The organism is Saccharibacillus sacchari, from assembly GCF_037722395.1.
GTDB classification, from domain to species: Bacteria; Bacillota; Bacilli; order Paenibacillales; family Paenibacillaceae; genus Saccharibacillus; species Saccharibacillus sacchari_A.
Map to the genome: position 1 here is coordinate 40,010 of NZ_JBBKAR010000049.1, position 18,404 is coordinate 58,413.

Sequence of the window (18,404 nt, forward strand, 5' to 3'; positions counted from 1 at the left end):
TTCGAACGATGCGGCAGAACATTCTCCGATTCACCCCGTTTTGGAAAGATTGCTTTTACTATAACAAAAACAGTCCAAAAAATAAAAATAAAAAAAGTTGATTCGGAATGCAACTAAAAAACGAATTCAGACGTCTTTATTAGAGAAAGCAGCTTTTGATCAGAAAAAGAGAAAAAAGCTTTTACGGAAGCGGGTCAATTGGCGGCTGAAGGCCACGCCGCATCGGTGCAAGTCGAGTCGGATACAGGCAACACAGAGCGGATACGTCCGACCCGAAAAACGATAAAACCCGTTCCTCGGCTCATGCGCCGAAAGGAACGGGTAAATGGAAAGTTTTAAGTTGAGATCAAAAGGGAAAATTAATTGTCTGTCATTTGACCGTATGTCCAGTCGCTCGTCACGCGTTTGGCTGTCACGTAGCGGTTAGCCCAGTACGAGTTGGACAGGCTTGCGATGCTGACACCTTTGCTGCTGGAGGAATTGGCGAATTTGCCGTTGCCTACATAAAAGCCTACATGGGAAATGCCGCGCCCTGTCGTGTTAAAGAAGACAAGATCGCCGACACGAAGATTCGATTTGGATACGGTAGTGCCTTGTTGTGCCTGGCTTGCTGCCGTGCGTGCGAGTGTAACACCGAATTTGTCGAAGATGTACCGGGTGAATCCGGAACAATCGAAACCTGCTGTGGTTGTACCGCCGTATTTATAAGGCGTTCCTGATACTTGACTGACTGCGGAATTGATTGGTGTCGAGCTGGCGGCATATGTACTTGCTGCCCCTGAAGTAAATACAATGGCTGCGCCCAATACGGAAATAACAAGCTTCTTCAAAAATTTTTCCCCCTGATGCCTACGGAGTTAGCTAAGGGTTCGGTGGTAGGAATTTCCCTATACTCCCTCTGGAACAAGAATAATTCACCCGCAATGGTTCCCCCGTTTTCTTGCAAAAAAGAAATTCGGCATTTATTAAGATTTTGTAACTATTGATACTCTACCTTATTGCCTGCTGATTTGTCAAACCTCTTACGCAACTTCTTTATCCTATACGGCTATAATAACACGAAAATGAAACACAAGTGACAAATTTGTAATTAAGACTAGGAAAAACGCGCAAATTTGTTACAATTGATTCAACCACATTCAAGTTTTGCCCAGATTCTGCAACTCATGTAGGATAAAAGCATTCTTGAACCTTTTATTTCTTCGGCAGATTTAAACGATTCGAAAAGAGTTTTTGCAAAAAAAATTTGAATAAATGTTTAACATTTCTCTCTCGGGGAGACGCTAATTTACCGATTTTAAGGTATGGAGGATTCGAGCGTGGGAGGGCGTAGCGATGAACAGCAAGGATATTCAAAACGAGATGGAACGCCAGCGAGTGATTCTTCACCAGTTAGCGGACGAATTCGGTTTTTTGGATGAGCGGGTTCTGGTACAATCGCAAAAGCTGGACGAGTGGTTAAATGAATACGAACGCGACAAAAACAGTTAAGCCCTCAAACCCGTTTTATGCAAACGCTTGCTAAATCGTTGTAAAAATCCTGACTTCCTGCGTGCAGATTTTCTGTACGCTTTTTTGTTTTTGAAAATCTTCTTTTGCCGTCGCGCTTTCGGGTTTGCCGGCTTTCGGGGTATACTAACTTTTATACGGAGACGATAGGCAAGACGGGTTCGAAACGAAGGAGGATATTCATATGGCAACGGAAATCGAACGCAAGTTTTTGTTGGATCGCACGCCGGACGAGCTGATTGCCCAGGGTGCTTTTAAACGCCTTTCGCAGCATCGGATCGATCAGACTTATTTGGCGCTCGATGAGCAGCAGGAGGTCCGTGTTCGGCGATTGGTTGATGAAGATACGGGTGCGGTCGAATATACCCATACCTTCAAGCAAGGTAACGGAATGAGCCGGGAAGAGATCGAATATTCCGTTACCGAAAGCATTTATGAACAGCTTTTCCGTGCTTCGGGCGCTGTTCCTTTAACCAAAACGCGTACGACCGGAGAGTGGAACGGCCTGACGGTGGAGTTGGATCGATACGATCAATTGAATCTGACGGTAGCCGAGGTTGAATTTGATTCGATGGAAGACGCAGAATCTTTCGTACCTCCGGATTGGTTCGGCGAAGATATTAGTTCAAAACGCGAATATAGCAATAAAAAGGTATGGAAAGAACTGCAAAATCGGGCATAATGCGCATTTCGTAGCTTCAATCCCTGCATCGGCCTGCGAGCCTATGTTACAATGAAGCCAATCTATGAAAGAGGTGAGGATCATCGCAGTTCAAATTCATGTTCAACAGACGCCTAATCCGAATTCGGTCCGTATCGGAGCGGATTCCGTAATTTTCGAAGGTCCGAAAAGCACATCCGTAAAAGCCGGAGAAGCGACAGATCATGCGCTTGCCGCAGCGCTCGTCGCGATCGACGGCGTGGATAACATTTTCGGCATGCGCGACTTCGTGACGGTAAGCAAACTTCCCGACGCGAGCTGGGACGATATTATTCCGCAAGTCGAGGAAGCGTTCCGTCAGGTTTACGCGTAACCCTTTTAAAAATCTTGTTCATTGAGAGTAGCGAAGTCTTAGCGGAGGGAAAAATTCAGTGAAAGACGCCTTTGAACTCGGAAAATTCCTTATTTAAATCCAATTCAACTTTTCCGAGTGAGACAGCGTCTTGAACGAATTTTTCCCGCAGCGTCTCGACTTCGCCTTCAAATCGAACATTTCGAACAACAAGCGCTCCTTCACAGGGGCGCTTTCGCTTTTTAAAGAATAAACGATTAATAAAGCAGGCGGCGGTTACTACTATATATAGAAAGAAAGCTCGACGGAAAGTGGGTAGAACGGTGCGGATCAACAAGTATATCAGTGAAACGGGGTATTGTTCGCGCAGGGAAACGGACCGGTTGATCGCAGCGGGGCGGATTACCGTTAATGGGGAGACTTGCGCGGCTGGCGCGGAAGTGGACGTGGGCGATATCGTGAAGATCGACGGGCAGGACATTCCGCGGAAAGAAGCTCCCGTTTATCTGGCACTCAATAAGCCTAGAGGAATCGTTTGTACGCATGCAAAAGGCGTTTCGGGCAATATTGCGGATTATGTGAATTATCCGGTGCGCATTTTTCCGATCGGACGGCTGGATAAAGATTCCGACGGGTTGATCTTGCTGACGAATGACGGGAGTATCGTCAATCGGATGATGCGGGCGGAGCATGGGCATGAAAAGGAGTATGCGGTCACGGTCGACAAGCCCGTTACCGAGGAATTTTTGACACGCATGTCTGCGGGTGTGGAAATTATGAATACGGTGACTCTTCCTTGCCGAACGTATCTCATTGCAGAGCGGGTCTTTGGCATCGTGCTCACGCAGGGGCTCAACCGTCAGATCCGGCGGATGTGCAAAGAACTGGGCTACCGGGTTCTGGAGCTTCGGCGGGAGCGGATCATGAATATTCGCTTGGGCAGCCTGGAGATCGGACAGTGGAGGGATTTGGAAACCGAGGAACTGCAGGGCTTGCTGGAAACGTTAGGCGGGGAGACGTTTTCCGGGTAACTTTCCGGCACCCGACCAGATAACCTGACGCAAACGGCACGATACGTGGTAAAGTGGTGAAAAAGGCTACAATTACAGAAGTGAAGGGGCTGTTTTCGATGTTTGAATTCGACCAGATACCGTTTGCCGCGGAATTTGCGGAAAATCCCGAACCAAGATGTCCCTGCATTTTATTGCTGGACACTTCGTATTCGATGAGTGGACAGCCGATCGATCAGCTGAACCGCGGGCTTTCTTCATTCAAGGAAGAGCTCATGACCGATAGCATGTCCGTAAAACGCGTAGAGTTGGCAGTGGTCAGCTTCGGACCGGTACAGGCGACATCCGATTTCGGAACGCCGGATGACTTTTATCCGCCGATGCTGACAGCCAGCGGCAATACGCCGATGGGTGCGGCGATCGAAAAAGCGGTCTCGATGTTGGAAGAACGCAAAAACATATATAAGCAAAACGGAGTTTCCTATTACCGTCCGTGGATTTTCCTGATTACCGACGGCGCACCGACGGATGACTGGCAGCGTGCGGCTTCGCTCGTGCGTGAAGGCGAAGCGTCGAAGTCGTTTATGTTCTTCGCCGTCGGCGTCGAAAACGCGGATATGAACGTGTTGAGCCAAATCGCGACGCGTGCGCCTTTGAAGCTCAAAGGGTTGCGTTTCGCCGATCTGTTCTCCTGGTTGTCGAACTCGCTGAATTCGGTCTCGCATTCGACGCCCGGCGATCAGATTCGGTTGGAAAATCCGGCATCGCCCGAAGGCTGGGCACTGATCTGATGTGGCGGTATGCAAATGCCTCCGTACGCGGCACCTCGCATGCGAAGACGGATAAGCCTTGCCAAGATTTTTCGGTCTGTCGGACGTTTATCGATTCGAACGGAGCGGAAGTGCTGCTCGCTGCCGCGTCGGACGGCGCAGGCAGCGCTTCGCGTTCGGACGAGGGATCGGAACTGGCTTGTTCGTTGTTTGCGGAGGCGGTCGAGCGTCACCTGAAAAACGGAGGAAGCGTTGAAGAACTGAGCCGTGAATTCTGCGAGATTTGGCTCGGCCGTTTTCAGCGGGCGGTACGAACCCGAGCGGCGAAGGCAGGCTGTCGTTCCCGTGAGTTTGCTTGTACGTTTTTGGCAGCTGTAATCCGTGGAGACACGGCGGTATTCGTTCAGATCGGGGACGGCGCAATCGTATGTTCAGAGAAGGAGGGCGTCTATATGTGGGAATTCTGGCCTCAGCAAGGCGAATATGAAAATACAACGTATTTCGCGACGCAAAGCAGCGCAAAGAAATTTTTACAATATAGCGCGCATGTCGGCCGCTCCTACAAGGAGGTCGCCGTATTTACGGACGGGCTTCAGCGTTTGGCGCTGCATTACCAGACCAAAACGGCTTATGAGCCTTTTTTCCGTCCTTTCTTCTCGGTGCTCAGAAAACTGGAAACGGCGCAAGACGACCGTTATGACGACTCGCTGCGTGCGTTTCTTGATTCCGGGCGGGTAAACGAGCGTACGGACGACGACAAGACTTTGGTGTTGGCAACTACGATCACGTCTCGGGAAGAACGATCATGAAGCGGGCGGCCCGGATCGTAAACGGAAGTGGCGTGGAGGTGCGTTTCGGCCGAGAGCTGGGTCGGGGCGGCGAAGGTTCGGTATACGAGATCGAAGGCCGTTCCGATCTGGTTGCCAAGCTGTATCACAAGCCGCTGTCCAAAGAGAAGCAGGATAAGATCGAAGCGATGGTGCGGCTGAAAACGGAACGGCTGCTGCGCTTTACGGTCTGGCCGGTCGATGTGATGCGCGATGCGAGCCGCCGCGTGGTCGGGTTTTTGATGCCGTGCTTGAGCGGGCAGGAGATCCACAAGCTGTATGGACCCAAGACCCGCTTGACGGAGTTTCCGCAGGCCGGCTATTCGTTTCTGGTACATACGGCGGCCAATCTGGCCCGTGCTTTTGCCGCTGTGCACGAGGCGGGGCATGTGGTAGGAGATATCAACCACAGCAACTTTTACGTCACGGATCGGGCGACGATTCTGATGCTGGATTGCGATAGCTTTCAGGTGAAGTCGGGAGGGACGAGATTCGGCTGCGACGTGGGCATTCCTATGTATATGCCGCCGGAACTTCAGGGAGTAACGTCTTTCCGGGGGGTTGTGCGCAGCCGCAATCACGATAATTTCGGGCTGGCCGTATTTATCTTCATGCTTCTGTTTATGGGACGTCATCCGTTTGCCGGAAAATATTCAGGCGCAGGCGATATGCCGATCGAACGGGCCATTCGCGAATTCCGGTTTGCTTACGGCGCGACTTCGGCTGTCAAGCAAATGCAGCCGCCGCCGGGCGCGCTGCCGTTGAAGGTTTTGCCGCCCGCGGTGCAAAGCTTGTTCGAGCGCGCTTTTGCGCAAGAACATATGACGGCCAGACCCGGCGCGCAGGAATGGATTGCCGCACTGCAAGAGATGGGCGGAGGACTGATCTCTTGCCCCCGCAATCCGGGTCATCAGTATCCGGCGCAGGCGGGAGGTTGTCCGTGGTGTGCGATGGAGGCCGCTACGGGCGGACTGTTGTTCCGTCCAGCCGATCCTGCGCAGCGCACGGCTTTCCAGACCGGAACAAGCGGCGGCGCAGGTTCTGGCGGCGCTGCCGATCCGGCAGCCGGATTCCAACTGCATCAGATCTGGGCGCAAATTCAACGCGTGCCGACTCCGGCTCCGGCTCGGACATTGCCCGAGCCTTCGACGCTTGCGGCGGAACCCTCCGCTCCCGTGGCGACGTACCTCAGACGGCGCAAATGGCGGGGCGCACTCTCGGTGGTATCCTTGTTGGCAGCGGCAGGGGCATGGATTTTCTTGCCTGGATTTTGGATGATCACGGCGGGGAGTCTGGCGGGAATCAACTTGCTGTTATGGATCGCGGGAACCGGGCGACGGTCGCTGCGCTCGGCCCGGAGCGAAGAGCGTGACCGGTTGCGTGAGCACTGGAAAGAATTATCCCGCCGTTATGCGGAAGCCAGCCGCCTTGCTCCATTCACGGGCAAGCTTCAGGAGTTGGAACAAGCCAAACGTGAATATATGGACCTGGAAGGCTTCAAAGCGACGGAGCTGCGTCGTCTGGAAACCAAGCAGCGCAGCGGCCAGATGCAGATCCATTTGCGCCGCCATCGGATTGAACAGGCTCAACTGGACGGAATCGGACCGGGACGGAAAGCTTCTCTGGCGCTGTTCGGGATCGAGACGGCGCTGGAAGTGGAGACGCACCGTCTGGCTCGCGTTCCGGGCTTCGGCCCGGCCAACACCCGGATGCTGCTTGCCTGGCGGGATCGGATCGAGCGCCGATTTGTTTTCGATCCGAAAGCGGGGCAAGTTCCTCAAGCCGAGATCCTCGCTGTGGAGCGTGCGGTTGAAACCCGTACACGCGATTTGGAACGCAGATTGAGCATCGGGGCTTCCGAGCTGACGCGCCTCTCGGCGGGAATCCGATCCCGGCAGGAGGCCGCTCTGAGAGAAGCCGGAGGGACGGCACGCGCGTTGGCGCAGGCCGAATTTGACGTTAAGGCTTTATGAATATAAAAAGGAATCGACTCAAGTGAACGACCCACTCAAAAACCGCGAACTCATCAAAGTCCGATACGGGCTTGTCGTGAGTTCGCGGTTTTTCGTTTACAAGGAAGATTTTCGATCTGTATGTTTATTCGGTCAGCATGTTCGTAATCATCTCGATCTGGTTCTCCACGGCGATCGGATCTTCATAGAACAGGTCATAATAATCCACTTCGTGTACCCGACCGTTTTTGACGGCGTCGAGGTCTTTCCAGACTTCGCTTTCTTTCAATTCCTTGAGCCGTTGCTGTCCGGTGCCTTCGGGATCGTAGGTGGTCAAAATGATATCGGTTCCCGCCAAATCCGGCAGCGCTTCGAGCGAGACGGTTTTGTTCCAGTCTTCCGTATCGGCAAACAGTTCTTCGACGGCTTTCGGAGCAGGAACGCCAAGCGTTTTGTACACGACTTCCGCTCCCGTATTGCGTTTCCCGTGCACCTTCACTTCTTTTTGGAAAATGCTCAAAATGGTCACGCTCGTGTCCGGCGCCATCTTCTGCTGCAAGTTGGTTTTGGCTTCCTCCACCTTCGCTTCGAACGCAACCTGCCAGTCTTGCGCTTCTTTTTGACGTCCGACCAGGTCGCCCAGCGTTTTCATTCGTTCGGCCAGCGGCATATCGGATTTGAACAGGACAGACGGCGCGATTTTGGCGAACTGCTGGTAGCTCTCGTCCCAAACGGAGATGATCAGGTCCGGCTCAAGTCCGATGACCTGTTCCATAGACTCGCCAAGACCTTCGGTACCTTCGCTCTCGACATACGGATATTCGCTCAGCAGATATTCAGGATAGGCAATAGGCCGGATCCCAAGCGTCAACAGCTCCCCGTAAAACCAATCGGTCACGATCCGCTTCGGTGCGGTCGGAACTTCGGTTGTACCTCCGGTATGTTGGAATTCGCGTGTGGTTTCGGCAGGCGCTGTCGATGCAGCCGTTGCGGAAGAAAGCGAATTTTCGCTGCTAGCTGTTCCGCTCGATCCCGCTGCTCCCGTAGTAGACGTGGTGGACGGCGAGCAGGCGGATAACAGCAGCGTCAATCCAAGCACCGCGAGCATCATTTTTCCTTTTGGTGCAGCAAACATGGCATAATCCCCTTCTGTATGTGAATGTAAATCATTCCATCTAGCATAGGGGACGGAGCCGGGAACGGACATGGACAAATCGCGCATCTCGGTTGAACGGAGTTTCCGGTAATCGCCTGGCGTCATCCGGAGCGCTCCCTTGAACGTTTTGATCAGATGGAACTCGTCGGAAAAACCGCAGTGGCTAGCAATTTCCCTGAGCGTTGCGTTGGTGCTTTGCAGCAGCTCCTTCGCCGCCGAAATCCTTTTGCGAATCAGATATTCCTGCGGCGATACGCCTTCCTGCTTGCGGAACAAGCGGCTTAAGCTGCTGGCGCTGACATGAACGGAATCCGCGACGGTTCGCAGGGAAACGGGCTCGCGGTAGTGCGTATCGAGATAATGCTTGGCCATGGACACGGGATCAGGTTCAAGTCGCCGAATATCGCCCCGTTCCAACTCTTCGTAGACCCGATATACAAGCTGGTGCAAAGCTGTTTTTCCATATAAAAGGTCAAGCGGCTCACCCGAGATCCAGCGAGCGCGCATATGTTGGAGATGTTCGGCAAAAAAAAGAGGATCGCTCGGTTCAAAGCCATACGATTCCCGAAACGGAGCGCCGACGGAACCGTTCTTGAAGCTTTTGTTGCGGAAGGTTGGCGCCTCCGCACGATACAAAATTTTGTATAAGCCGATATCGGACTCGCCGGGGCTGATCGATAAGGAGTTGCCTTTGCTTGTATGAAAAAGACCGAAGCGCTCGATGCCGTACCGTTGTCCGCCCAAGCTGACATCTGCCGAGCCTCCGTACGAGAAGGCGAATAGGCCGGCAGGAGAACAATATTCGATAGCCGAATGTCCGGCAGGCAGCGTCTCGTGTCTGATGTCGAGCAAAGATACAGACGCGCGTGTCCAATGTTGAATCGACTCGGTCAGGATTTCCTGCGTAAAAGTCGTTTGAGATTTATGGGAGCTGATCACTTTTGCCCTCCTTGCCTATCCTTTAAATGAAATTGATAATCATTATTATATATGATTTTGACAGCCGTGCCGTTCATTTTTTTGCATAGGTATTTAGGGGAATTGTGGAGAGCGTGTATCGAGTATGCAGCAGATGGTTGTAATCGGTCCGTAAAAAATCCAATATTTTGTCACAAATCGGGATGTTCCAAAAAAGCACCGCGTACATCGATCAAAGGCGTTCCGGTTGCGGCCGATACTTTGAGAATCGTAGAGTTGTAACGTTCTTGCCACCAATGGATTTTTGTTACGCTGCCCAACCGTTGCAAAATATTGCGTTCCGCTTCAGGATTGTTTGTACTGACCCGTTTGAAATGATTTTCTGCGTTCAATTTTCTTTGCTTCTGTTTTAAATCTGTTCGGTCTTCGGCGGCAAGAGTGCCTATGCGTCTTTAGTCCGTGTTTGTGATTTTAAATTTCCCACATTTTGCTATCGCATATTAAAGCAAGTTACAGTATACTTGATTGGAATGCTCATATTCGGCTGCCTCATTATTGGGTCGTAGAGCCGATGTGTCCGAATTCTGGGCATATCCTGATAAGCTGGGCCGGTGTTATTCATGACTGAAAAAGAAACAATCAGCCTGGTGACGAGTTACGTCGGAAAGTTGCTGAGAACGCGCTTCGGTAAAGGCCCCGAATCCGTGAGCGTTTTCCTGAGCGAGCGATGTATCGTGTTCCATTTACGCAATTTCATGGGACCGGTCGAAAAGTTTTTGCTCACGCAGGAAGAAGAGAAAGCATTCCGCTATACGCGCGAACTTCTGATGGAGTCGCTGCTGCCGGAATTAACTGATTTTTTGCGGGATCATACCGGTATGAACGTATCCGAATTTTATTACGACTGGGGCGTGCATAACGCGTCGGGCGCGATTATCGGAATGTTCGACCCCAAGCCTGCACACTCGCCTGATTACCCGGGTAAAGCAGATCTTCACGAGAAAGTGATCGAAGTGACGGCTGCGATTCAAAAGGTTCCGGAACATATCGATTCCTGGTGGGTCAATCCCCGGATGCTCGCCGTCTTTCGACAGGGTATAACCGTACTGCTGGAAAAGGAAATGGTCGAGCTTGGTTATACGGAAGTGTTGAAAGCGGCTAAGCGAAGACTGGAAAAGCGCATGCTGGAACAGGATGCGGATGCGGGAATTATTTTGAGCAAGAAGCTGACGGATCTATATGCGGATTGGGACTTCAATCTCGATCGCAGCATCGTCATTTACATATTTGAGGAATAGTGCCTAATGAATAGGATCGGTAACGGTTCAGACTCCTTCGGGATGCGCTGATTAACCGGGCCGAAGAAGAGGTGTGCGCACCTCTTCTTCGGCCTATTTTTATGCGGAAAGGATGGTCGAAATGCGGGAAAATGCGGAATATGTGCTCTACATCGAAGACGATCGCTCCAGTATGCTGCTCATGCGTCATATTTTCAGAAAAAAACTGCCTGAACTCCAATTGCTGGAAGCCGTCACGATGGAAGAAGGCATTACGCTTATGGATCTGCATCGGCCGAGCCTGATCCTCATGGATATTCAGTTGCCCGGCATGGACGGGTACGAAGGAATTGAACGTTTACATTCCGATCCGAATACAGCGATGATTCCAATATGGGCAATCAGTGCCAGCGCACTGAATGACGATGTACAGCGAGGACTTGAAGCGGGATTTCAAAAGTATTTAAAAAAACCGTTGACTATGGAAAATTTTGTTCGCCAAATCAGGGAAAGCCTGCTGAACACAGAAAATCAGCACCTTTAGATCCGGCAACGTACAAGCAGTCGATTATACGAGCCTATCGGCGTATAATGGCGTTGAATGCTCACGTTCTGCCAGACTGCCGTAACCGAGTGTGCCCGACATCACGATTCGCAGCGTGGATTGAATTCGTCTGTGTCGCAAGTACCTTGCCAACTCGTATAGGGTTGGGAAGGGAACCGATTTTGAACGTTGGGTATATCTTCGTAAAACGAATGCGGGTGTTTGAACCATGGAAAAACAAGAAATCGTACAATCGATTACAGGGTTTGTCGGCAAAATGCTCAGAGCCCGTTTCGGTAAGGGGCCCGAAGCGCTGAACATTTCGCTGGATAACCATAGTATCGTGATTACGCTGAATCGCTTCACCAATCCGGTCGAAGACGAATTGCTTGCCCGGGAAGACGAGAAGACTTTTCGGTATACCCGGGAATTGTTGATGAAGTCGCTGATCCCGGATATCCAGACTTTTTTCGAACAAGAGCTTGGACTTGCGCCGATGAATTTTTTTTACGATTGGAATGTTCAAAAGGCTTCGGGAGTGATCGTCGGATTAACCCGGAACGAGTCCGAAATCCTGCAAGCCGCGCAAGATTATCCGGGGCGGGATTCCGTGCATGCGCAGATCTCCGGGTTGCTGGCAAAAGTTCAAACCACGCCGAGCCTGATTCTGTCTTGGTGGATCGATCCGGATACGCTGCTCGTGTTCCGTAAAGGCATCGTGATTTTGCTTGAAAAGGAATTCCACGATCTGGGACACTCCGATATTTTGAAAACGGCCAAGCGCAAGCTGGAAAAAGAGCTGCTCTGGCAAGACGCCAAGATCGGAGCTTCGCTTGGACGGACGATGAGCGAGTTGTTTATCGATTGGGACTTCGGGCGCGACGATAGTGCGATCGTATGTCGGTTCGGGAGATGAAAATCCTGTTCGGGGGTGTTGTGCGCCGAGGCGCTGCGGGGGAGATTCGTTTCGGTCGCGTGTTGCATTTGGGAAGCTGGATAGGATTTTATAAAGGAAGCTTCCCAAATGCAAAGGCGAACGTTAACACTCCTTCACTGAATCTCCCCCTCCGCTGATGCGCCCGAAAAGCGAACGGGAAATTCTTTTTTATGTAGGAAAAAAAGGGCTTTGATAGTTGAAGCAAAGAGGTGGAAAGATTTGATTGTTTGCGAAGAGGGAGGCGGAGAAAAAAATTCGGTATGAACGAATTTTCTCCCGCAGCCGGCCGATCTTCCCAAGCGAAAAGGATCTTTCCGACTCGATTCAGACCCGTAAGGGTCTTTTTTGGTTTTGTGATTTGGTTATCCGATTTTGGAGGCGCTGTGATACAATGTTGTACGGTGTTTGAAGCCGAAGCATTGGCTAGACGCCTTATTTGTTCGAAATGAAAGCCGCGGTCGAGATACATGACAAGGCGGTAGCGGAGGCAGGAGGGTTTTTTATGAATCAAGTTCCTTTTATCGCGGTCGAAGGGGCGATCGGGGCGGGCAAGACGACGCTGGCTTCGATGTTGGCCGCGGAGTTGAATATGCCTTTGCTCAAAGAAATCGTCGAGGAAAATCCGTTTATGGAAAGGTTCTATCAGAATCTGGACGAGTGGAGTTTTCAGCTTGAAATGTTCTTTCTGTGCAATCGGTACAAGCAGCTCGGCGATACCGAATCCAAGTTGATCCGGCAAGGTCAGCCTGTCGTGTCGGATTATCATATTTACAAAAACCTGATCTTCTCCGAACGCACGCTCAAAGGGCGCGAACGCGAGAAATATCGGCAGATCTATCATGTGTTGACGGATGATCTGGCGAAGCCGGATATTATCGTTTATATCAAAGCCAGCCTGGAGACGCTGCTCGCCCGGATCGCCAAGCGCGGACGGTCGTTCGAACAGGATATGGATCATGCTTACCTGGAGCAGTTGATCGAAGATTACGAATCGGCGATGTCTTCGCTTGCGATAACCGAGCCGGAAACGACTATTATTACGGTTGACGGGGATTCCATGGACTTCGTGGCCGATCCGGAGCACTTCGCCGATATCGTCGCACAGGTAAAATCCCGCATCGCCAGCGGCCATCCCCGCTGATCGCCGGTTTGCCTTTTACCGAAAGCAAAACCTATTTTAAGTTATTCAAACAGAAGGAGTCTGACTTTAACAATGACACAAATCCCTATTCCCGCCGATGCCCTGATCACGGTAGCCGGCACAGTCGGCGTTGGCAAATCGACGCTTACCGCTGCTCTTGCACAGCGCCTCGGATTCCAGACCTCGCTGGAAAAGGTTGACCATAATCCTTACCTGGAAAAGTTCTACCACGATTTCGAGCGTTGGAGCTTCCATTTGCAAATTTATTTCCTCGCCGAGCGCTTCAAAGAACAAAAAGCGATTTTCGAAGCGGGCGGCGGCTTTGTGCAGGATCGCTCGATTTACGAAGATACCGGGATTTTCGCCAAAATGCACGCCGATCAAGGCACAATGTCCGCGGTCGATTACGAGACGTATTCCAGCTTGTTCGAAGCCATGGTCATGACGCCTTACTTCCCTCATCCGGACGTTCTTATTTATTTGGAAGGCAGCCTGCCGTCTATTCTCGGACGCATCACGGAACGTGGCCGCGAGATGGAGATTCAGACCGAAGTGACGTATTGGGAAAAAATGCACGGACGTTACGCGGATTGGATCGGCAGCTTCGACGCTTGTCCGGTGCTGCGTCTGAACATTGACGAGTACGACGTCAACGATCCTTCTTCGCTGGACGATATCGTTTCCAGAATCGGAGTCGCCGTTCAAGAATCGCGCAGGGCCAAAGCAAGCTTGAACGTCTAATTCATTAGCGGAGGTGGCGGTCATGAAGCTGTTTCGAATCTCGCCGTTTGTGCAGGAACGAAGCCGTATGGAAGACTTTTTGCGCGACTGTTTTGTCAGCATGGGATATCCGGGCATAGGGAATCTTGAACATGCGGATCAAGCGGAGGTTTCTAAGCGGCTTAATGAGGTGTATGGATATGAAGGGACCGGATTACGGCATGCCGCCGCAGATGTGGACGCTTTTTTACATGGCATGGACGACGGCGATTATATCGTCATTTTGACTCATGGGAATGTGTGGTTGGGCGATCTCGGTGACTACTATTATCGAGACGACTACGACAGCCCGGAGGAAGCGACCTGCCATAGAAGAGGTGTGACCTGGCTGGGCGTGCTGCCGGAATCCGCGTTGAACCCGTTGCTGCGGGATTTCGTTTCCCGAACAATCGGAGCAGAAGGCGAGCCTATCGCTTGTTTCCCTTTACCTGTCGATCTGGCCGGTTTGGAGCTGTTCGCGGCGCAATCGCCCGGAGGGATCGTGCCCGGTCTTGCGCATGCAACGGAAAACGCCTCGAACGGTGCGGACACTGTACGGTCTGCGGATCATTCGAATGCGTATGCAGCGGAACGATTGAGTGTACAGGTGGACGAGGAGACGGTTCAAGAAGCGATTGGTGTCTTGCGCGACATGCTTCGCAGCGATGATTCCGAGCTTCGTCTACGTGCGGCAACCGCGCTGCTGGAGTACGCGAAGTAAAGAGGCGAACGATCTCGTCGGCCTTGGCAAAACGGAACCGGAAACCGGAGAAATCGCAGCTTTCGGTCTCTTGGACGTACGCTGGTTTCTTACGCTGCCGCCGTGCTAAGATGAGTTGAATCAGACAAAAGAAAGTGGAGAGGCGTGAGAGAGTGGATTGGGATTTATTTTCGTTATTTAAATCGCTGATTCTGGGCTTCGTCGAAGGGATGACGGAATTTGCGCCGGTGTCTTCGACCGGGCATATGATTATCGTCGACGATCTATGGTTGAAGTCAGAAGAGTTTTTGGGTTCCCCTTACGTGGCCAACACGTTTAAGGTCGTGATCCAGTTGGGTTCGATTTTGGCGGTCGTTATTTTGTTCCGGGAAAAGTTCTATGAACTGCTCGGGTTAAAAGGACGTCATTCCGGCGCTCCCAAAGGAACCCCCAAGCTGAACCTGCTGCATATCTTTATCGGTCTGCTGCCTGCGGCCGTACTGGGTCTGCTGTTCGACGATTATATCGACGAACATCTGTTCTCGATCCGCACGGTGCTATGTGCGCTTGTGGCGGGAGCGGTCCTGATGATCGCGGCCGACCTCGTGATGCGCCGCTCGAACCGCCGGGTGATCGAGAATGTAGACGAGATTACATACGGCAAAGCGTTATCGATGGGACTGTTCCAATGCCTGTCGCTATGGCCGGGCTTTTCGCGCTCCGGCGCGACGATCTCCGGCGGCGTACTGGTCGGGATGAGCCACCGCGCTTCCGCCGATTTCACGTTTATCATGGCCGTACCGATCATGGCGGGCGCAAGCTTGCTGTTTATCGTGAAAAACTGGGAGTACTTTACGATGGACGCGCTGCCGTACTTCATCGTCGGGTTCATTAGCGCTTTCGTGTTTGCCATCATCTCGATCCGTTTCTTCCTGAAACTGATCAACCGCGTCAAACTGATTCCCTTCGCGATCTACCGGATCGTGCTGGCGGCAATCATCTATCTGGTTTGGTTCTGATCGACGGGTAGAGGTATAATTGAAGTCCGTACGGCTTGCTGCCGTACGGGCTTTTTCATATCGGAAAGGAGAGGGAGTGCATGACGGTCACCCATCTGCTAAAAAATCTGCTCAAAGGCTTCGTGTTCGTGCTGTACTTTCCGATCTATCTGATCCAAACGGTACTCGGCTGGTTATGGAATCAGGTGGTTGAGCCGATAACGTCCTGGCTGATGCTGCGAATCGTGATGCCGATCTCGGCATGGGTCTGGCGTATCGCCTTGGAACCGCTATGGCGTTACGTGTTTGAGATTCCGGGTCGCTGGCTATGGAAAAACGTGCTAAGACCGCTGCTGCTTTTCTTATGGAAAGGGATCGTGCATCCGTTTTTCTACTATATCGTCTATATCCCGCTACGTTTTCTCTGGGTGTATGTCCTAAGAGGATTTTACGTGCAGATTTTGAAGCCGGTGCTGCGTGCTTGCGAGATCGTGGTGGTATGGATCGGAAAAGCTTTGGCAGCCGTATGGCGTTTTCTCGTGGTTCGTCCGCTGCGTTGGCTGTGGCGAACCGTCATTTTGCCTCCGTTATCTTGGCTGAAAAAGGAAGTGTGGAAGCCAATCGCCGAGCAATTCCGCGAATGGTTTCGATAAAATGTTTACGATTCGGATACAATTCAGCGGCCTTTTCGAAATAAGGAATCTCTAAAATTAGGATTACAGCGGGCGGGACATGCGAGAAAAGATACAGTTTTGACGCTTTTGCACAAAACAATAGCAAGCGGTTTAGTTTCGGGTAAAATAGAACGAGGACGTTCGTCGAACCGTGAACATATGAGCATATGAATCAAAAAATAACGAAATTATGCAACTTGTTCCGTATAGCTAACGTCTAAAGTAAAGAATAGCGTCCGAGCAAAAAATCGCTTATCGCGCATGACGCACCAGGAAGGGGATCATCATGAAAAATTTAAAAAGATGGATGGCGGCGCTGACTTTACTGGCTCTGTTCGTAGGAAGCTTTTCTTTTGCGGGAGCCGCGCAGGCTGCCGAAAGCACGGGACAACTGATTATCATCAACAAAAAAACAAACCAATTGGCCTTTTTCGATAACGGCAAGTTGAACTCCACGTTCTCCGTAGGAACGGGCAGAACGAACGATTTGACACCGGAAGGCAAATTCAAGATCGTCAATAAAATCAAAAACCGCCCTTACTACAAAGACAATATCGCGGGCGGCGACCCAAAAAACCCGCTGGGCGACCGTTGGCTCGGCCTTGAAGTCGGCAGCACCTACGGCACGACTTACGCGATCCACGGCAACAACAACGAAAATTCGATCGGCAACTACGTGAGCGCGGGCTGTATTCGGATGCACAACGACGAGATTCGCTGGTTGTTCGATCAGGTCGACAAAGGCACTTACGCGGTCATCACGACGTCCAGCCTGAGTTTCGAACAAATCGCGGCCAACAACGGCTACACGGTTAGCGGCAACGGCGAATTCACGGGCAGCGTGTTCGTGAACGGCAAGCTGCAAACGATGGACGACAAGATCATGAACATCAATTCCACGCTTTACGTGCCGCTGCGCGAAGGCTTCCAGATGCTGGGCGGAACGGTAAACTGGAACGCTTCGAACATGACGGTTACGGCAACGGTCGGCAATAAAACGATCGTGCACAAAGCCAAGTCCAAAACGGCGAAAGTCAACGGCAAGTCGGTGGACATGACCGCTTCCCGCTTCGTCGGCAACAAACTGTACATCCCGCTGCGCGACGTGTCGAAGCTGTCGGGCTATACGGTAAAATGGTATGGGAAAGAGAACGTTGTTTCTCTGATTGCGCCGAAGTAAGGGCGCTGCGCTGCGGGAGAAACTCGGTCAAGTCGCTGTCTCGTCCGGAAAGCCTCCGGCTTTCCGGGCTCAAAGGCGACTTAACCTGAGTTTTTCCCTCCGCTACGCTAGGACTTCGGCTAGAGAATGACATTCTCTGGTTGGTAAGAGCGGAAGTTCGATTTAGGGCAGTCGCCCTAAATTGGATTCCGATGTGTGAACGAACATCAAAAGTCCCGCTTCCCACTTCGGTGGGGCGGGGCTTTTTTGATTAGATGGATATGTACAGTTATTTCAGGGAGATTGGAAAGAATGGCGAAGGATAAGTACATATATACAGTTAATGAGGCTCGTTGTTGTGTTTTTGGGCGTATTTTCGTTAATTAACTGTATATATGTATTTAATTTTTTGAGGCAAAGAGTACGTGGAAGAACAAATGGATATATGCAGTTATTTTGGTGAGCGTGTGGCTTCGGGTGTTTTATTTTGAAAGGTTAGCTTGTCTATATTTCCGAACTTGCGTGAATTCGATCATAGGATGTAGTAGCCGATCATGCCGCTTTTTTCGGAGATACGCTTACCTAGCTCTTCGTCTTGACGGACGCCGCTGTCTTCGCCTTTATGTCCCCAAGTGGCGGCGCTGAAGAAGAGCATCAGGGTTGAACCGATCGCGAGTATTTCGTTAAAGCCAGTAGGCTGTCCCGAGAAGATTTTGTAGAGCGTATAGCTGGTAATGATGACGGCGGCTGTTCCGGCAATCCAACTCATTATACGTTTGGTGGTCATTGTTTAGTCCTTCCTTTCGGGAATGAAGCATTGCTCCACGGTGAGTCCAAGGTTCCGTGCAAGATCGAAAGCAAGTTGAAGGCTCGGATCGTATTTGTCGTTTTCGATTGCGTTGATCGTTTGGCGGCTGACGTCGCATAGTTCGGCTAGGCGTCCCTGAGACAGGCCTAGTACTCTGTATCAATAGAAGGTAAGGTTACGCTCGTCCGAAACGCACTAGACCCGTGTGCGTTTCGGCCAAACGTAAACCCACTATTTGACCTGATACAGAGT

21 protein-coding genes and 1 riboswitch are annotated in these 18,404 nt (G+C 51.3%); of the genes, 16 read left to right on the forward strand and 5 right to left on the reverse strand.

Annotated features, from left to right (window positions below; genetic code table 11):
• Positions 1–359: 359 nt before the first annotated feature.
• Positions 360–830, reverse strand: coding sequence for a C40 family peptidase (locus tag WKI47_RS19610; protein ID WP_340228870.1), 471 nt, complete (start codon positions 828–830; stop codon positions 360–362).
• Position 831: 1 nt separating this feature from the next.
• Positions 832–971, reverse strand: a riboswitch (cyclic di-AMP (ydaO/yuaA leader).
• Positions 972–1,335: 364 nt separating this feature from the next.
• On the opposite strand from WKI47_RS19610, the gene WKI47_RS19615 reads away from it, so the two are divergent.
• The 7 genes from WKI47_RS19615 (at position 1,336) to WKI47_RS19645 (ending at position 7,102) form a co-directional block, all read left to right on the forward strand.
• Positions 1,336–1,491, forward strand: a complete 156-nt coding sequence (locus WKI47_RS19615) for an aspartyl-phosphate phosphatase Spo0E family protein (protein ID WP_340228871.1) — start codon at positions 1,336–1,338, stop codon at positions 1,489–1,491.
• Between the two features lie 202 nt (positions 1,492–1,693).
• Positions 1,694–2,191: a CYTH domain-containing protein gene (locus WKI47_RS19620; protein WP_340228872.1), complete on the forward strand. Its 498-nt coding sequence runs from the start codon at positions 1,694–1,696 to the stop codon at positions 2,189–2,191.
• Between the two features lie 64 nt (positions 2,192–2,255).
• Positions 2,256–2,543: a NifU N-terminal domain-containing protein gene (locus tag WKI47_RS19625; protein WP_340228873.1), complete on the forward strand. Its 288-nt coding sequence runs from the start codon at positions 2,256–2,258 to the stop codon at positions 2,541–2,543.
• 302 nt (positions 2,544–2,845) lie between these two features.
• Positions 2,846–3,553: a pseudouridine synthase gene (locus tag WKI47_RS19630; RefSeq protein ID WP_340228874.1), complete on the forward strand. Its 708-nt coding sequence runs from the start codon at positions 2,846–2,848 to the stop codon at positions 3,551–3,553.
• Between the two features lie 98 nt (positions 3,554–3,651).
• Positions 3,652–4,323, forward strand: a complete 672-nt coding sequence (locus WKI47_RS19635) for a vWA domain-containing protein (RefSeq protein ID WP_340228875.1) — start codon at positions 3,652–3,654, stop codon at positions 4,321–4,323.
• Positions 4,323–5,111: a PP2C family serine/threonine-protein phosphatase gene (locus WKI47_RS19640; RefSeq protein WP_340228876.1), complete on the forward strand. Its 789-nt coding sequence runs from the start codon at positions 4,323–4,325 to the stop codon at positions 5,109–5,111. The genes WKI47_RS19635 and WKI47_RS19640 overlap by 1 nt, the downstream gene beginning before the upstream one ends.
• Complete coding sequence (locus WKI47_RS19645; RefSeq protein ID WP_340228877.1) at positions 5,108–7,102, forward strand: helix-hairpin-helix domain-containing protein; 1,995 nt, start codon at positions 5,108–5,110, stop codon at positions 7,100–7,102. The genes WKI47_RS19640 and WKI47_RS19645 overlap by 4 nt, the downstream gene beginning before the upstream one ends.
• Before the next feature lie 124 nt (positions 7,103–7,226).
• Here WKI47_RS19645 and WKI47_RS19650 read toward each other — a convergent pair whose 3' ends face one another.
• The gene (locus WKI47_RS19650) at positions 7,227–9,176 is read right to left on the reverse strand and encodes an AraC family transcriptional regulator (protein WP_340228878.1); all 1,950 of its coding nucleotides are present in this window, start codon (positions 9,174–9,176) and stop codon (positions 7,227–7,229) included.
• A gap of 170 nt (positions 9,177–9,346) precedes the next feature.
• Complete coding sequence (locus tag WKI47_RS19655; protein WP_340228879.1) at positions 9,347–9,547, reverse strand: hypothetical protein; 201 nt, start codon at positions 9,545–9,547, stop codon at positions 9,347–9,349.
• 228 nt (positions 9,548–9,775) lie between these two features.
• Between WKI47_RS19655 and WKI47_RS19660 the strand changes: the two genes are divergently transcribed.
• From WKI47_RS19660 to WKI47_RS19700, 9 genes are all read left to right on the forward strand, one after another.
• Positions 9,776–10,453: a Na-translocating system protein MpsC family protein gene (locus tag WKI47_RS19660; protein WP_340228880.1), complete on the forward strand. Its 678-nt coding sequence runs from the start codon at positions 9,776–9,778 to the stop codon at positions 10,451–10,453.
• A 121-nt stretch (positions 10,454–10,574) separates the two neighbouring features.
• On the forward strand, positions 10,575–10,976 hold the full coding sequence (locus WKI47_RS19665; RefSeq protein ID WP_340228881.1) for a response regulator: 402 nt from the start codon (positions 10,575–10,577) through the stop codon (positions 10,974–10,976).
• 229 nt (positions 10,977–11,205) lie between these two features.
• Positions 11,206–11,892 (forward strand): Na-translocating system protein MpsC family protein, encoded by a 687-nt coding sequence (locus tag WKI47_RS19670; protein ID WP_340228882.1) that lies wholly within the window; start codon positions 11,206–11,208, stop codon positions 11,890–11,892.
• A gap of 523 nt (positions 11,893–12,415) precedes the next feature.
• Complete coding sequence (locus tag WKI47_RS19675; protein ID WP_340228883.1) at positions 12,416–13,054, forward strand: deoxynucleoside kinase; 639 nt, start codon at positions 12,416–12,418, stop codon at positions 13,052–13,054.
• A 72-nt stretch (positions 13,055–13,126) separates the two neighbouring features.
• Positions 13,127–13,795 (forward strand): deoxynucleoside kinase, encoded by a 669-nt coding sequence (locus WKI47_RS19680; protein WP_340228884.1) that lies wholly within the window; start codon positions 13,127–13,129, stop codon positions 13,793–13,795.
• Positions 13,796–13,817: 22 nt separating this feature from the next.
• Positions 13,818–14,534: a hypothetical protein gene (locus WKI47_RS19685; RefSeq protein WP_340228885.1), complete on the forward strand. Its 717-nt coding sequence runs from the start codon at positions 13,818–13,820 to the stop codon at positions 14,532–14,534.
• Between the two features lie 152 nt (positions 14,535–14,686).
• Positions 14,687–15,532, forward strand: coding sequence for an undecaprenyl-diphosphate phosphatase (locus WKI47_RS19690; protein ID WP_340228886.1), 846 nt, complete (start codon positions 14,687–14,689; stop codon positions 15,530–15,532).
• Positions 15,533–15,612: 80 nt separating this feature from the next.
• Entirely contained in the window at positions 15,613–16,164 is a 552-nt protein-coding gene (locus tag WKI47_RS19695; RefSeq protein WP_340228887.1) for a hypothetical protein, read from the forward strand.
• A 307-nt stretch (positions 16,165–16,471) separates the two neighbouring features.
• Complete coding sequence (locus WKI47_RS19700) at positions 16,472–17,365, forward strand: L,D-transpeptidase family protein (RefSeq protein WP_425355491.1); 894 nt, start codon at positions 16,472–16,474, stop codon at positions 17,363–17,365.
• Positions 17,366–17,876: 511 nt separating this feature from the next.
• Here WKI47_RS19700 and WKI47_RS19705 read toward each other — a convergent pair.
• Positions 17,877–18,131, reverse strand: a complete 255-nt coding sequence (locus WKI47_RS19705) for a hypothetical protein (RefSeq protein WP_340228888.1) — start codon at positions 18,129–18,131, stop codon at positions 17,877–17,879.
• Between the two features lie 3 nt (positions 18,132–18,134).
• Complete coding sequence (locus tag WKI47_RS19710; RefSeq protein WP_340228890.1) at positions 18,135–18,296, reverse strand: helix-turn-helix transcriptional regulator; 162 nt, start codon at positions 18,294–18,296, stop codon at positions 18,135–18,137.
• Between the last annotated feature and the right edge of the window lie 108 nt (positions 18,297–18,404).